The sequence below is a fragment of the Actinomadura macra NBRC 14102 genome (genome assembly GCF_001552215.1).
In the GTDB taxonomy this organism is placed as follows: domain Bacteria; phylum Actinomycetota; class Actinomycetes; order Streptosporangiales; family Streptosporangiaceae; genus Spirillospora; species Spirillospora macra.
Map to the genome: position 1 here is coordinate 155,435 of NZ_BCQT01000017.1, position 14,542 is coordinate 169,976.

Genomic DNA, 14,542 nt, shown 5'->3' on the forward strand with positions numbered 1-14,542 from the left:
TCGTCTCCTTGGCGCGCTTGGAGTCTTGTCCCCAAAGGACGGTATCCGATCAGAGCCTCTGCACGAAGATGATCATGACCCAGACCACAAGGATGAGGAAGGTGAAGCTCAGGTCCAGCGCCACGTTACCCAGCCGGAGGGGCGGGATGAAACGCCTCAGCAGTTTCAGTGGCGGATCGGTGATGGTGTAGGTCGCCTCGGCGATCACGAGCACCACCCCGGTCGGCTTCCATTGCCGGGCGAACGACTGCAGGACTTCGAGGATCAACCTCCCGATCAGAAAGAGGAGGAAGAAGTACAACACGTACAGCAGTACGTCTCCGACGATGTTCACGGACTCTCTCGCTTGTGGCTGTCAGCTTTGGTTGAAGAACCCTCGTTCTGCCATCCGGGCCTTGTCCTCCGCCGTCACCTCCACGTTGGCGGGTGAGAGGAGGAACACCTTGTTGGTAACACGCTCGATGCTCCCGTGCAGGCCGAATACGAGACCTGCCGCGAAGTCGACCAGACGCTTGGCGTCGCTGTCGACCATCTCGGTCAGGTTCATGATCACCGGTGTCCCCTCACGGAAGTGCTCCCCGATGGTCCTTGCCTCGTTGTAGGTCCTAGGGTGCAGCGTAGTGATACGCGCAAGGTCGGTGGTACCGGACTCGTAGAGCGCCACGGAGCGTCGCTCCACGGTGGACGCGGCGTGATGATCGCGATCACGGTCCGCGGTGTCCTCGGCTCGGGTAAGCTGACCGCCGGATTCGTCCTCGCGGCGGCGCCCCTGACCGGTGTCGGTCTCCTCGTCGTAGACCTCGTACTCGTCATAGTCGTCGTACTTGCCGTACTTGTCGTCGTAGCGGTCGTCCTCCACGAGGCCGAGGTAGACCGCCATCTTGCGCATCGCGCTGGCCATACGCCCCTCCTGTGGCCGCGGTGACCGGCGAGTCCGGCCTCCGTTGGACTGATCCGTCTACGTGGTCCGCTTTCCGGCAGGTACCACTGGGGGGACATTACCTGACGATTGCCCGTCGACCTCCGAGCAACGCCGTACCGACCCGCAGATGTGTCGCGCCGCACGCGACGGCCTGCTCCAGATCGCCGCTCATCCCGGCCGACAGCACGGTCGCAGACGGGTGCGCCCGGCGGATCCCGACGGCGACTTCGGCGAGCCGGGCGAAGGCGGGCCGCGGGTCGGCGCCGAGCGGCGCGACCGCCATCAGCCCGCCGAACTCCAGGTTCGCGGCGCCCGCGATCTCGTCGGCGAGGCGCGGCACGTCGGACGGGGCCGCTCCGCCGCGTCCCGGCCCCTCCTGCGGCACGTCCTCGTCCAGCGAGACCTGGACGAGGCAGCGCAGGGTGCGCCCGGTGCGTCCGGCGGCCTCCGAGAGCGCGGTGACCAGCCGGGACCGGTCGACCGAGTGGACGACATCGGCGTACCCGGCGACGGCGCGGGCCTTGTTGGTCTGGAGCCGCCCGACGAAATGCCAGGTCAACGGAAGATCGGCGCACGCGGCGGCCTTCGGCCGGGCCTCCTGGTCGCGGTTCTCGCCGACGTCGGTGAGACCGAGTCCGGCCAGCAGCCGCACATCGGACGCGGGGAAGGTCTTGGTCACCGCGATCAGCGTGACCTCGCCGGTGTCCCGCCCGGCTGCGGCGCACGCGGCGGCGATACGGGCGCGGACCTCGGTGAGGCCCTCGGCCAGTTCGGCGCGGCGCTCGTCCGACGACGGGAGTGCGCTGGTCATCGGCTCTCCCCGGCCGGGAGCGCGTGCGGGGTCATGCAGCGTCCTTGAGCCAGACGTATCCGGCGAAGCGGCCGGTGCGGCCCTCGCGGCGGTAGGAGAACAAACCGCGGGTCTCGATGGTGCAGCGGGGGTCAATTCGGACATCGCGGACGCCACCGGCGGCGAGTTGCGCCACGATCCCGGCGCGGATGTCGAGACCGGCGGTGCCCTTGGAGGTGGTGGCGTAGGCGGCGGGCACCACCGCGGCCACCTCGTCGCGCATCTCGTCGGGGACCTCGTAGCAGCCGCCGCACGCGGCGGGCCCGATCGCGGCGCGCGTCCGGGTGGGGTCGGCGCCTCGCGCGCACATCTCCTTCAGCAGCGCCGGGACGACCCCGGCGGCGGTGCCGGGGCGGCCCGAGTGCGCGGCGCCGACGACACCCGCGGCGGTGTCGGCCAGCAGGACGGGCGCGCAGTCGGCGACCAGGACGGCGAGGACGAGTCCGGGGACGGTCGTGACGACCGCGTCGACGGGGTCGGGGAGGGCCGGGGCGGTGACGAAGGCGACGTCGGCGCTGTGCACCTGCCGCATCCAGACGGTGCGGTCGGGGTCGATGCCGAGGGCCGCGGCGGCGTGCCGCCGGTTGGCGCGGACGGCCGCCGGGTCGTCGCCGACCGCGCCGCCGAGGTTGAGGGAGTCGTAGGGGGCGGTGCTCACGCCGCCGGCGCGGCCGGTGAACCCGGCGCCGGCGCCGTCGCCCAGGGCGACGGTGGTGATCGCGTCGTGCCGGATCACTTCAGGAAGTCGGGGACGTCGAGGTCGTCGTCCTCGTCGAACACCACCGGGCGGCGGCGCTGCCCGGTGGCGGCCGGGCCGCCGTCGTTCTCCCCGGCGTGCACGCGGGAGGGGGTGGGCTCGGCGGCCGGACGCGGCGCGGGCGCCCGGGAACCGGGCTCGCCGGACGGGCCGTCCCGGTCGATGGACGGGCCGGTGGGGGCGGGCGCGGGCGGAGGCTCGGCGCGGGCGGGCTCGTTCTGCACGGCGGCGGCGACCCGCTCGTCGTTCACGGGCGGCCGGGGACGCTCGGGCTCGGGGCGCGGCGGCGAGGGAGCGGACGCGTGCGGCGCGGCGGCGGCCTGCGCCACCGACTGCTGCGGCGGGACGGGCTGCTGCGCGCTCGGCGCGTCGGACCGGCCGACCCGGCTCGGGATCGGGTTGTGCGGCGTGGCAGGGGGCGGCGGTGCCGGCCGCGGCGGCGGTGGCAGCCTGCGGGCCTCCGGCTCGGGGGTCGGCTTGGCCGGGCGCCCCTCGTCGAAGCCCGCCGCGATCACGGTGACCCGGACCTCGTCGCCGAGGGCGTCGTCGATGACCGCGCCGAAGATGATGTTGGCGTCGGGGGCGGCGGCGTTGGAGACGAGCTGCGCCGCCTCGTTGATCTCGAACAGACCGAGGTCGGAGCCGCCGGAGATGGACAGCAGCACGCCGTGCGCGCCGTCGATGCTGGCCTCCAGCAGCGGGCTGGAGATCGCCATCTCGGCCGCCGCGACGCTGCGGTCGTCGCCGCGTGCGGAGCCGATGCCCATCAGCGCCGACCCGGCACCGGACATGACGGACTTGACGTCGGCGAAGTCCAGGTTGATCAGACCCGGGGTGGTGATCAGGTCGGTGATGCCCTGGACACCGGACAGCAGCACCTGGTCGGCCGCTTTAAAGGCGTCCAGCACGCTGACCTGCCGGTCGGAGATCGACAGCAGCCGGTCGTTGGGGATGACGATGAGGGTGTCGACCTCGTCGCGCAGCGTCTCGATGCCGGCCTCGGCCTGCATCGCGCGGCGCTTGCCCTCGAAGCTGAACGGGCGGGTGACCACGCCGATCGTCAGCGCCCCGAGCGAGCGCGCGATGTTGGCGACCACGGGCGCGCCGCCGGTGCCGGTGCCGCCGCCCTCCCCCGCGGTGACGAACACCATGTCGGCGCCCTTGAGGACCTCCTCGATCTCCTCCCGGTGGTCCTCGGCCGCCTTGCGGCCGACGTCGGGGTTCGCTCCGGCGCCGAGGCCCCGGGTGAGCTCGCGGCCCACGTCCAGTTTGACGTCGGCGTCACTCATCAGCAGCGCCTGGGCGTCCGTGTTGATCGCGATGAACTCGACGCCCTTGAGTCCCTCTTCGATCATCCGGTTGACGGCGTTGACGCCGCCGCCGCCGATTCCGACGACCTTGATGACCGCGAGGTAATTCTGCGGTGCTGCCACGACGAGGGGCCTTTCCGCTCTATCCGACCGCCCTGCCCGGTCTGCCGACCGTGCCGTCGCGGTGTTCCTGACCTGTGTGCATTTCTGGCGGGGCCGGGGACGATACCGGCCGATACGCCGGGCCGCCCTCCAGAAACCCTCACCCTCAACTTGAGGCTTACAGTTATGTCAACCTGAGGACTGATACGGACAGTAGGGCGGCCTTACCGCCAGGGTCAACTAACCTCCCCCGAACTCCACCGGCGTGTCGCACTGAGCCCGGGTCGCCCTGGTTGCCCTGGTTGACCGAGGAACGTCTGCCGTCCATGGTGCCGCCCGCCTTTCCTCGTCCGCGCGACGCGCGCCCTTCCGGCCCGTCGCTTCCAGCGTGCCCCATCGGACCGCCGGAATCGCCCCGACACACGCACCTGCCCCGAACCGCGGGCCGGGTTCACTGAGTCGTGACGACCTCGGGTGAACTCACGTCGATGGTGCGCGCCGAGCGTCCCGCCGCGGTACGCCGCAGCGCCTCGAACAGCCGGAGCTTCTCCTGTGCCCGTTCCGCGGGCCCCCACACCACCGTCGGGCCGCCGGCCAGGTGAAGGGTGACATCGCCGGGTCCGGTCGCCGTCACATCCGTCAACCTCGTCCGGAGACGCTCGGGAAGAGCGGTGAGCACGGTCAGGGCCGCGAGGGTCGCCGGGTCGGACGGACCGGCCGAGGCGACGGTCAGCGTCGGGAGCCCCGCCGGCCGGGCCGGGCCGTCGGCGACGGTCACGCCGTACCGGTCGATCTGGTGGTAGCGCCCGGCGCGGAACAGGACGGCCACCGGGACGCGCTCGCGCACGGTGATCCGAACGGTGGCCGGCCAGTGCCGCTCGACCTCCGCGGACTCCACCTCCCGCAAGCCCTCGACCCGCGCCCGCACCTCGCCCGTGTCGAGCCGCACCATCGGCACGCCGAGCCGGATGCCGGCCGCCGCGACGACCCGGTCGCTCGGCGCGAGATCCGTGCCGGCCACCTCGACGTGGCGCACCACGAGCAGCCGCGAGCCGAGCAGCACCCACGTCACCGCGCCGAACACGCCCAGCACCAGCAGGGCGACGAAGGCCGCCTTCCACCGGCTCGGACGGCGCCGCCGCCCGGGCTCGGCAGGGTCGCCGGGCGGGGCGGCGGTCCCCCGCCGGCTGGTCCCGGCCTCGGTCATGACCCCAGCTTGACAGTGATCCGCCCGAAGGCCGCCCATAGCGGACGCCACGGCGTGTTGCGCCTCCACCGCACGTCACGCTCTGGTGAGGCGCTCCAAGATCTTCGGTCCGAGCCGGGTAACGTCGCCGGCGCCCAGCGTGATGACCACGTCGCCGGGCCTGGCCAGGTCCGCCACGACAGGGGGCACCTCGTCCCGGAGGGGCACGTACACCGCCCGCGTACCGGGCGGGACGGCGTCGGCGACCAGCGCGCCGGTCACGCCGGGCTCGGGGTCCTCGCGCGCGCCGTACACGTCCAGGACGACCGCGACGTCGGCCAGCCCGAGCGCCGCGCCGAACTCCGCCGCGAAGAACCGGGTGCGACTGTACAGATGCGGCTGGAACACCGCGATGATGCGTCCCCGCTCCCCGCCGGCCGACGCCTTCTCGCCGAGGTAGTCGCGGGTGGCCTCCAGGTCGGCGGTCAGCTCGGTCGGGTGATGGGCGTAGCTGTCGAACACCTCGACCCCGCCCGCCGCGCCCTTGGGCTCCAGCCGCCGCATCGCCCCGCCGAATGTGGCGAGCCCCACCCGGACGGCCTCCTCGTCCAGGTGCAGGGCCTGAGCGACGGCGACCACCGCGGTGGCGTTCAGCGCGTTGTGACGGCCCGGGACCGCCAGCGCGACCTCGCCGACGCCCTCGATCGCGAAGCGTGAGCCGAGACCGCGCGGGGTGAAGCCGGTGACCCGCAGGTCGGCGGACTCCGCCTCCCCGTACGTGAGCACGGTGAGCCCGCGTGCCCGCGCCTGCCCGGTCAGCTCCATCGCGACCGGGTCGTCGGCGCCCGCGACCAGCGCGCCGCCCGGCTCGATACGTTCCACGAACCGGGCGAAGTTCTCCTTCACCATCTCGAATCCGCCGTAGTTGTCGAGGTGGTCGGCCTCGACGTTGGTGACGACCGCGATGTGCGGGCTGTACATCAGGAACGAGCCGTCGCTCTCGTCCGCCTCGGCGACGAACACCTCGCCCCGGCCCTCGTCGGCACCGAGCCCGGTGGTGACGAGCTGCCCGCCGATGCAGTAGGACGGGTCCGCCCCGGCGTGCTGGAGCGCGACCGTCAGCATCGAGGTCGTCGTCGTCTTACCGTGCGTGCCGGCGACCGCGACGGCCCGGCGTCCCGCCATCAGCGCGGCGAGCGCGGCGGAGCGGTGCAGGACCCGCAGCCCGCGCTCGCGGGCGGCGACCAGCTCGGGGTTGGTCTCGCGGATGGCGGTGGAGACCACCACCGTGTCGGCGTCGCCGACGTGCGCGGCGTCGTGCCCGACGAAGACCTTGGCGCCGAGGTCGCCGAGCTGGCCGAGCAGCTCGGAGTCGCGGGCGTCGCTGCCCGACACGGCGATCCCGCGGCGCAGCATGATCCGCGCGATGCCGGACATCCCGGCGCCTCCGATGGCGATGAAGTGCACCCGGCCGAGGTCGCCGGCCGGGACGATCTCACCGGGGCTGATCAGGCTCATCGGGCGGCGCCGGCCGCGCCGGCGGCACCCACGACGTCGTACACCATCTTCGCCAGCGCCACGTCGGCGTCCCGCCGGCCCATCCGCCCGGCCGCCTCCGACATGTGCGCGACCCGGCCCGGGTCGGCGAGGACGGGCAACAGGTTGTGCGCGATCCAGTCGGGCGACAGCTCGGCGTTGTCGACCAGCATCCCGCCGCCCGCCGCGACGATCGGCTCGGCGTTGAGTTTCTGCTCGCCGTTGCCGATCGGGAGCGGCACGTACACCGCCGGAAGGGCGACGGCGGCGAGCTCGGCACAGGTCATCGCGCCGGCCCGGCACATCGCCATGTCCGCGGCGGCGTAGGCGAGGTCCATCCGGTCGCAGTAGGGGATGGTGACGTACTGGGGACCACCGGCGGCCGCCTCGGGCTCCTCGGTGTTCTTCGGCCCGACGATGTGCAGGACCTGGATGCCCGCCTGCCGGAAGTACGGCGCCGCGGCCACCGCGGCCTGGTTCAGGGACCGGGCGCCCTGCGAGCCACCGAAGATCAGCAGCGTGGGCAGGTCGGGCAGCAGACCGAAGTAGGACCGGGCCTTGTCGCCCATGGCCAGCCGGTCGAGGGCGGCGATCTCGCGGCGCAGCGGGATGCCGACGAACGTGGCGTTCGGCAGCGGCGAGTCGGAGTGCGAGACCGCGACGTGGTCGGTGAAGCGGGCGCCGAGCTTGTTGGCGAGGCCGGGCTTGGGATTGGCCTCGTGCACGATGATCGGCACCTTGCGCTTGCGCGCGGCGAGGTAGCCGGGGGTGGCGACGTAGCCGCCGAAGCCGACCAGGACGTCGGCCCCGGCCTGGTCGAGGACGGAGGCCGCCGCGTTGATGGCGCCGCGCAGCCGGCCGGGGACCGACAGCAGTTGCGGGGTCAGCGTGCGCGGCAGCGGCACCGGGGGGATCAGGGCGAGCTCGTAGCCCCGCTGCGGAACGAGCCGGGTCTCCAGGCCCCGCTCGGTCCCGAGGCAGGTGATCCCGACGTTCGGGTCGTTGCGGCGCAGCGCGTCGGCGAGGGCCAGCGCGGGCTCGATGTGTCCGGCGGTGCCGCCGCCGGCCAGGACAACCCTCATGCTCGTTGACAACTCCTCAGCGTGTTCGACTTGTCAGGTGCCGCGCCCCGCGGCGCGGGACGGCGTTCGCGGGCGCCGGATCCGCCGGCACCCCGGAGGGGGTTCAACGCCGCGCCAGGCCCAGCCAGCTTAGAGCCCTTACGACCGGTCCGGGACCCCGTGCGGAGAGTGCCTGCCGCGCACCGGGCTCGCGTTTCGCGAACGCGAGCAGCATCCCCAGCGCGAGAAGCGTCGGGATCAGCGCCGAACCGCCGTAGGACACCAGCGGCAGCGGGATCCCGGTGATCGGCAGCACGCCGATCACCGCGCCGATGTTGACGATGGCCTGCACCACCAGCCAGGCCGTGGCGCCCGCGGCGGCCAGCCGGGTGAACGGGTCCTTGACGCGCCGGGCGATCCGCAGCCCGGCATAGGCGAGCAACCCGAACAGGCCGAGCACGACGAGCGTGCCGACCAGCCCGAACTCCTCCCCCACGATCGCGAAGATGAAGTCGGTCTCGGCGTGCGGCAGGTAGTCCCATTTGGCGCGCCCCTCCCCGAGGCCGGTGCCGAAAAGGCCGCCGGAGGCGACCGCGAACAGCCCTTGGATGCCCTGGTAGTTGCTGGTGAGCTGGTTGCCCGACGGGTCCAGGAAGCCGGTGAGCCGCTGCATCCGGTACGGCTCGACGACGATGAGGATCGACACCAGCAGGCAGACGAGCCCGGCGATGCCGAGGAACAGCCGCCCGGGCGCGCCGACGACCCACAGCAGCGCCAGGAAGATCGTCAGCAGGACCAGCGTGGTTCCGAGGTCGTTGCCGAGCATCACCAGCAGCACGAGCAGGCCCGCGCCGGGCAGCAGCGGGACGAGCAGCGGCCGCCACTCGGTGAGCTGCCCGAGCCGCTCCTTGCGGGCCAGCAGGTCCGCGCCCCACAGCACCAGGCCGAGTTTGGCGGGCTCGGACGGCTGGAGCTGGAAGGGCCCGAAGCTGATCCAGCGGGTCGCGCCGCCGGCGCTGCGTCCGAGGCCGGGGATCAGCACCAGCGCCAGCGCGACGACCGAGAGCAGCAGCAGCGGGTACGCCAGCGCCCGGAACGTCCTGACGGGCAGGCGGGACGCCAGCCACATCCCGGGCAGTCCGATCGCCATCCAGATCGCCTGCTTCTGGAACAGCGTGTACGCCGAGCCGGTCTCCTGGAGCTGCTTGACGCTGGAGGCCGACAGGACCATGGTCAGGCCGAGCGCCAGCAGCATCACCGAGCAGCCCAGCACCAGGTAGTAGGAGGTGAGGGGACGGTCGAGCAGGCCGACGGCGGCGGCCACCTGCTCGCGCGGCCCCGAACGTCCGCCGCCCTCCTCTTGCGCCGGTACCGCGGTCATCGCTACCGCGCGTCCCCGGCGAGCCGCTCGACGGCCGCGATGAAGGCGTCCCCGCGGGCCGGGTAGTTGGCGAACATGTCGAAGGACGCCCCGACGGGGGCGAGCAGCACGGTGTCGCCGGGGCGGGCGAGCCCGGCGGCTTCGGTGACGACGCGGTCCATGGCCCCAGTGTCGGTGTCGGCGACGTCCACGACCGGGACATCCGGGGCGTGTCGCGCGAGTGCCGCGGCGATCCGGTGCCGGTCGCGTCCCATCAGCACCACGCCCCGCAGCCGCCCGGCGCAGGAGCGCACCAGATCGTCGACGTCCAGGCCCTTGAGCAGGCCGCCCGCGATCCACACCACCGGCTCGTAGGCCGCCAGGGACGCGGCGGCGGCGTGCGGCTGCGTCGCCTTGGAGTCGTTGATGTAGGTCACGCCCGCGACGTCCGCGACGTGCTGGATGCGGTGCGGGTCGGGCACGAAGTCCCGGAGCCCCTCCCGGACGGCCTCGGGCGGCACCCCGAACGCCCGTGCCAGGCCCGCCGCCGCCAGCGCGTTGGCGACATTGTGCGGCGCGAACGGGCGGACGTCGTCGACCGCGGCCAGCTCGGCGGCCTCGTGCGCCGGGTCGGCGGTGAACGCCCGGTCGACCAGCAGGTCCTCGACGACACCCAGTTCACCGGGCCGCGGTACCCGCAGGGTGAAGCCGGCCCGGCGCGCCACGCCCTCCGCGGTCTCGGCCAGCGCGGTGGACGTCGCGTCGTCGGCGTTGTAGACCGCGACCGTGCCCGGCGCGAAGATCTTGGCCTTCGCGGCGACATAGGCGTCCATGGAGCCGTGCCAGTCGAGGTGGTCGGGCGCGATGTTCAGTACGGTCGCCGCGGCCGGGGCGAGGGAACTCGACCAGTGGAGCTGGTAGCTGGACAGCTCCACGGCCAGCACGTCGTTCGGCTCGGTGACGGCCTCCACGATCGGCGTCCCCACGTTGCCGACCGCGAGGGCCTTGTGCCCCGCCGCGGCGAGCATGCACGCCAGCATCCGCACGACGGTGGTCTTGCCGTCGGTCCCGGTGATGGCCAGCCAGGGCGCCGCCCCCTCGGCCGGGCGGAGCCGCCATGCCAGCTCGACCTCGCCGACGATCTCGATTCCGGCGGCGGCGGCCGCGGCGAGCAGCGGCGCGTCCGGGCGCCAGCCGGGCGAGGTCACGACCAGGCCGGTGCCCGCCGGCAGCGCCTCGCCGTCGCCCAGCCGGACGGTGACGCCTCGGCCGGTGAGGTCGGCGGCGTGCCGCCGCCACTCGTCGTCGTCGCGGGCCTCCACGATGGTGACGCGGGCGCCGCGCGCCGCGAGCACGCGGGCGGCGGCACGGCCCGACACGCCGAGCCCGGCCACGCAGACGTTCAGGCCGTCCCAGGGACTGGTGGTCACTTCTTGGGCATCCATTCCAGGTAGAACAGGCCGATGCCGATCGCGACGAACAGCGCCGACATCAGCCAGAAGCGCACGACGATCGTGGTCTCGGCCCAGCCGGACAGTTCGAAGTGGTGCTGCAGCGGCGCCATCTTGAACACGCGCTTGCCGGTCAGCTTGAACCCGCCGACCTGGATCATCACCGACAGGGTGATCATCACGATCAGCCCGCAGAGGATGGCGAGCAGGAACTGGGTGCGGGTGAGGATCGCGAGGCCGACCAGTACGCCGCCGAGGGCCAGCGACCCGGTGTCGCCCATGAAGATCTTGGCGGGCGGGGCGTTCCACCACAGGAAGCCGAACACGCCGCCGAGCACGGCCGCGGCGACCACCGCGAGGTCCAGGGGGTCGCGGACGCTGTAGCAGTTGGGGGCGAGGGCGAAGTCGTAGCAGCTGTTGCGCAGCTGCCAGTTGCCAATGATCACGTACGCCGCCAGCACCATGCCGGCCGGCCCCGCCGCGAGGCCGTCCAGGCCGTCGGTCAGATTCACGCCGTTGGACATGGCGGCGATGAGCAGCAGCGCCCACACCACGAACAGGTAGGGGCCGATCGAGGGGCCGAAGTCGCGCAGGAAGGACAGGTGGGGGTCCGCGGGGGTGATGTCGTAGCCGTTGGGGAAGTTCAGCGACGCGACCGCGAAGACCACGCCGACGAGGATGATGCCGATCATCTTGGCGCCGCTGCGCAGGCCGAGGCTGCGCTGCTTGAACACCTTGATGTAGTCGTCCACGAACCCGACGAGGCCGAGGCCCGTCATCAGGAACAGCACGAGGATTCCCGAGACCGTCGGCGCGTTCCCGGTGAACAGATGCGCCGCCGCGTAGCCGACGAGCGAGCCGACGATGAAGACCGTCCCGCCCATCGTGGGGGTGCCGCGCTTGGTGAGGTGCGCCTCGGGGCCCTCGTCCCGGATCATCTGGCCGTACCCCAGCCGGTTGACGATCCGGATCCAGACTGGGGTGCCGACCATGACGAAGATCAGCGCCACCCCGGCGGCGATGATGATGTTGGTCATCGGGCGGCCTCCCCGGCGCGGCCGTCGAGGATCGCCTCGGCCACCCGTTCGAGGCCGGCCACGCGGGAGCCCTTCACCAGCACGACGTCCCGCGGCCGGAGCCGCTCGCTGAGCGCGGTCACGGCCGCGCCGACGTCATCCACCTGTACGCACTCTCCCGTCCATGACGCCACCTGCCCGGCCCCTTCGGCCATCGGCGCCGCGTTCGCGCCGACGACGATGAGTCCGGCGAACCCGCTGCGCGCGACATGCTGCCCGATCTTGGCATGTTCCGCCACAGACACGGCGCCCAGTTCGGCCATCTCCCCCAGCACCGCGAACGCGCGCCGGCCGCGGGCGAGGTGGCCGAGGGTGTCCAGCGCGGCGCGGGTCGAGTCGGGATTGGCGTTGTAGGCGTCGTTGACGACGGTCACGCCGTCGTCGCGCTCGGTGACCTCCATCCGCCAGCGGCTCACCGGCCCGGCTTCCGACAGCGCCGCCGCGACCGTGTCCGGCGCGAGGCCCGCCGCGCGGGCCGCCGCAGCCGCGGCCAGCGCGTTCGGGACGGCGTGCGCCCCGTACAGGCGCAGCGCGACCGGCGCCCTGCCCTCGGGCGTGACGAGGGTGAACCGTGCGCGGCCCTGCCCGTCGAGCGTCTCGTCCTCGGCGCGGACGGTCGCGCCGGGCGAGCGGCCGAAGGTGACGACCTCGCCCGCGGTCCGAGGCGCCATGGCCGCCACCAGGGGGTCGTCGGCGTTGAGGACGGCGGTGCCGCCCGCCGGGACGGCCTCCACGAGTTCTCCCTTGGCCAGGGCGATGTTCTCCCGGCTGCCGAACTCCCCGACGTGGGCGGTGCCGACGTTCAGCACGACGCCGATGTCCGGGCGGGCGATCCCGGTCAGGTAGGCGATGTGGCCGATGCCGCGGGCGCCCATCTCCAGCACCAGGTGCCGGGTGCCCTCGTCGGCGCGCAGCACGGTGAGCGGTAGCCCGATCTCGTTGTTGAACGACCCGGGCGGCCACACGGTGGGGCCGGCACGGGACACGACCTGCGCGATGAGGTCCTTGGTGGAGGTCTTGCCGGCCGAGCCGGTGACCGCGGCGACCGTGACGTCCGGCAGCCGCTCCAGGACGCCGCGGGCCAGCCGCCCGAGCGCCTCCTGGACGTCGTCGACCACCACGGCCGGGCCGTCCACCGGGCGCTGCGCGAGCACCCCGGCGGCGCCCGCGGCGAGCGCGCCGGAGACGAACGCGTGCCCGTCCGTCCGCTCGCCCTTCAGCGCCGCGAACAACGCCCCGGGCCCTGCCGCCCGGGAGTCGATGACCACGGGACCGCTCACCACGGCGCCGGGAGGCCCGTGGAGGGAGCCCCCGGTGATCTCCGCGATCGTCGATAGCGGAAGTGGGATCACGCTTGCGTCCCGTCCCCTCTTGTTCCCTTGTCCTGACGGCCGGTGTGCCGGCCGTGCCGGCGCAGCGCCTCGCGGAGGACCTCGCGGTCGTCGAACGGCTGCACCTCACCCGCTGCGTACTGGCCCTGCTCGTGCCCCTTGCCGGCGATGACCAGCACGTCGCCGCGGCGGGCCCGGCCGGCGGCCAGCGCGATGGCGGCGGCACGGTCGGGCTCGACGACGATGTGGGCCCGCTGCGCCTGCGGCACCTTCAACCCGCCCTCGACCATAGCGGCGAGGATCGCGAGCGGGTCCTCCGACCTCGGGTTGTCGTTGGTGAAGTACGCCATGTCGGCGAGACGGGCCGCGGCCTCACCCATCAGCGGGCGCTTGCCGCGGTCGCGGTCGCCGCCGCAGCCGAGCACCACCATGAGGCTGCCCTCGGTGACGCGGCGCAGCGCGGTCAGGACGGCCTCGACCGCGCCGGGCTTGTGGGAGTAGTCGACGAGCGCGACGAACTCCTGGCCCTCGTCCACCCGCTCCAGCCGGCCGGGCACGCCCGGCAGCGAGCCGACCCCGCGCACCGCGGCGGGCAGCGGGATGCCCGCCTCCACCAGCGCGACGATCGCCGCGAGCGCGTTGGCGATGTTGAACGGCCCGGCGAGCTGGACGGCGGCGTCGGCCTCGATCCCGCCCGGCCCGACCACGCGGAAGACGCTCCCATCGGCGCCGATCCGCACGTCCTCGGCACGCCAGTCGGCCGCCGGGTCGCCGGTCGCCGAGAAGGTCGTGGTCGGGATGGTGGCGGTCGCCAGCAGCCTGCGGCCGTAGTGGTCGTCGAGGTTGACCACGCCCACCCGCGAGTACTCGGGCGTGAACAGCTTCGCCTTGGCGGCGAAGTAGTCCTCCATGGTGGGGTGGTAGTCCAGGTGGTCCTGGGACAGGTTCGTGAAGATCGCGACGTCGTAGTGGGCGCCGCCGACGCGTCCCTGCGCGAGCGCGTGGCTGGAGACCTCCATCGCGGCGGCGCCGACGCCGCGCTCGCGCATCATCGCGAACAGCGCGTGCAGGTCGGTGGCCTCGGGGGTGGTCAGCGAGCTCTGGACGCGGGAGCCGCCGACGCGGATCTCGACACCGCCGACGAGGCCCGTCTCGATCCCGGCGGCGCGCAGTCCCGCCTCCAGCAGGAACACGGTGGTGGTCTTGCCGCTCGTACCCGTCGCGCCGATGAGCAGCAGGTCGCGCGCGGGCTCGCCGTACACCCACGCGGCCGCCTCGCCGAGACGGGCGCGGACGTTCGCCACGGCGAGCACCGGCAGCCCGGTGGCGACCGCCTGGTCGTATCCGTCCGGGTCGGTGAGGACTGCGACCGCGCCGGCCTCGGCGGCCTGGGCGGAGAACTGGGCGCCGTGTGTGCGCGCGCCGGGAAGCGCGGCGTACAGGTCGCCGGGCATCACCGCGCGCGAGTCGTGCGTGATCCCGGTCGCGGCGATGTCGGCCCAGATGTCGCCCCAGTCGCCCCGCTCGATGCCGAGAAGCGCCGCGAGCCCGGTCAGCGGACGGGCCGGATTGGTGGTGGGACGCATGGCGTTTCTTTCGT

The 14,542-nt window shown here is 73.1% G+C and carries 13 protein-coding genes; all 13 read right to left on the reverse strand.

Going from position 1 to position 14,542, the window contains the following annotated elements; genetic code table 11:
• Positions 1–49 precede the first annotated feature (49 nt).
• Complete coding sequence (locus AMA02S_RS26765; protein WP_067462848.1) at positions 50–334, reverse strand: YggT family protein; 285 nt, start codon at positions 332–334, stop codon at positions 50–52.
• Between the two features lie 21 nt (positions 335–355).
• Positions 356–901, reverse strand: coding sequence for a cell division protein SepF (locus AMA02S_RS26770; protein ID WP_067462851.1), 546 nt, complete (start codon positions 899–901; stop codon positions 356–358).
• Positions 902–998: 97 nt separating this feature from the next.
• Positions 999–1,733 carry a YggS family pyridoxal phosphate-dependent enzyme gene (locus tag AMA02S_RS26775; RefSeq protein WP_067462854.1) on the reverse strand — a complete coding sequence of 245 codons (735 nt, stop codon included), beginning with the start codon at positions 1,731–1,733 and terminating at the stop codon, positions 999–1,001.
• Between the two features lie 31 nt (positions 1,734–1,764).
• Positions 1,765–2,508, reverse strand: coding sequence for a peptidoglycan editing factor PgeF (gene pgeF / locus AMA02S_RS26780; protein ID WP_245667848.1), 744 nt, complete (start codon positions 2,506–2,508; stop codon positions 1,765–1,767).
• Positions 2,505–3,962, reverse strand: coding sequence for a cell division protein FtsZ (gene ftsZ / locus AMA02S_RS26785; RefSeq protein WP_067462857.1), 1,458 nt, complete (start codon positions 3,960–3,962; stop codon positions 2,505–2,507). The genes pgeF and ftsZ overlap by 4 nt, the downstream gene beginning before the upstream one ends.
• Before the next feature lie 430 nt (positions 3,963–4,392).
• Positions 4,393–5,148, reverse strand: a complete 756-nt coding sequence (locus tag AMA02S_RS26790; protein WP_067462861.1) for a cell division protein FtsQ/DivIB — start codon at positions 5,146–5,148, stop codon at positions 4,393–4,395.
• Positions 5,149–5,223: 75 nt separating this feature from the next.
• On the reverse strand, positions 5,224–6,645 hold the full coding sequence (murC, locus tag AMA02S_RS26795; RefSeq protein WP_067462864.1) for a UDP-N-acetylmuramate--L-alanine ligase: 1,422 nt from the start codon (positions 6,643–6,645) through the stop codon (positions 5,224–5,226).
• On the reverse strand, positions 6,642–7,745 hold the full coding sequence (murG, locus tag AMA02S_RS26800) for an undecaprenyldiphospho-muramoylpentapeptide beta-N-acetylglucosaminyltransferase (RefSeq protein ID WP_067462867.1): 1,104 nt from the start codon (positions 7,743–7,745) through the stop codon (positions 6,642–6,644). Before murG ends, murC begins: the two co-directional genes overlap by 4 nt.
• A 103-nt stretch (positions 7,746–7,848) precedes the next feature.
• Complete coding sequence (ftsW, locus tag AMA02S_RS26805) at positions 7,849–9,105, reverse strand: putative lipid II flippase FtsW (RefSeq protein ID WP_067462870.1); 1,257 nt, start codon at positions 9,103–9,105, stop codon at positions 7,849–7,851.
• 2 nt (positions 9,106–9,107) lie between these two features.
• Positions 9,108–10,529 (reverse strand): UDP-N-acetylmuramoyl-L-alanine--D-glutamate ligase, encoded by a 1,422-nt coding sequence (murD, locus tag AMA02S_RS26810; RefSeq protein WP_067462873.1) that lies wholly within the window; start codon positions 10,527–10,529, stop codon positions 9,108–9,110.
• On the reverse strand, positions 10,511–11,572 hold the full coding sequence (mraY, locus tag AMA02S_RS26815; protein WP_067462876.1) for a phospho-N-acetylmuramoyl-pentapeptide-transferase: 1,062 nt from the start codon (positions 11,570–11,572) through the stop codon (positions 10,511–10,513). The genes murD and mraY overlap by 19 nt, the downstream gene beginning before the upstream one ends.
• Positions 11,569–12,963, reverse strand: coding sequence for a UDP-N-acetylmuramoyl-tripeptide--D-alanyl-D-alanine ligase (locus AMA02S_RS26820; protein ID WP_067462879.1), 1,395 nt, complete (start codon positions 12,961–12,963; stop codon positions 11,569–11,571). Before AMA02S_RS26820 ends, mraY begins: the two co-directional genes overlap by 4 nt.
• Positions 12,960–14,528 (reverse strand): UDP-N-acetylmuramoyl-L-alanyl-D-glutamate--2,6-diaminopimelate ligase, encoded by a 1,569-nt coding sequence (locus AMA02S_RS26825; RefSeq protein ID WP_067462882.1) that lies wholly within the window; start codon positions 14,526–14,528, stop codon positions 12,960–12,962. The genes AMA02S_RS26820 and AMA02S_RS26825 overlap by 4 nt, the downstream gene beginning before the upstream one ends.
• Between the last annotated feature and the right edge of the window lie 14 nt (positions 14,529–14,542).

Coding starts and splice junctions, on each gene's coding strand:
- AMA02S_RS26770 (WP_067462851.1), bottom strand. CDS start 901: ATGGCCAGCGCGATGCGCAAGATGGCGGTCTACCTCGGCCTCGTGGAG.
- AMA02S_RS26775 (WP_067462854.1), bottom strand. CDS start 1,733: ATGACCAGCGCACTCCCGTCGTCGGACGAGCGCCGCGCCGAACTGGCC.
- AMA02S_RS26790 (WP_067462861.1), bottom strand. CDS start 5,148: ATGACCGAGGCCGGGACCAGCCGGCGGGGGACCGCCGCCCCGCCCGGC.
- murC (WP_067462864.1), bottom strand. CDS start 6,645: ATGAGCCTGATCAGCCCCGGTGAGATCGTCCCGGCCGGCGACCTCGGC.
- murG (WP_067462867.1), bottom strand. CDS start 7,745: ATGAGGGTTGTCCTGGCCGGCGGCGGCACCGCCGGACACATCGAGCCC.
- ftsW (WP_067462870.1), bottom strand. CDS start 9,105: ATGACCGCGGTACCGGCGCAAGAGGAGGGCGGCGGACGTTCGGGGCCG.
- murD (WP_067462873.1), bottom strand. CDS start 10,529: ATGGATGCCCAAGAAGTGACCACCAGTCCCTGGGACGGCCTGAACGTC.
- mraY (WP_067462876.1), bottom strand. CDS start 11,572: ATGACCAACATCATCATCGCCGCCGGGGTGGCGCTGATCTTCGTCATG.
- AMA02S_RS26825 (WP_067462882.1), bottom strand. CDS start 14,528: ATGCGTCCCACCACCAATCCGGCCCGTCCGCTGACCGGGCTCGCGGCG.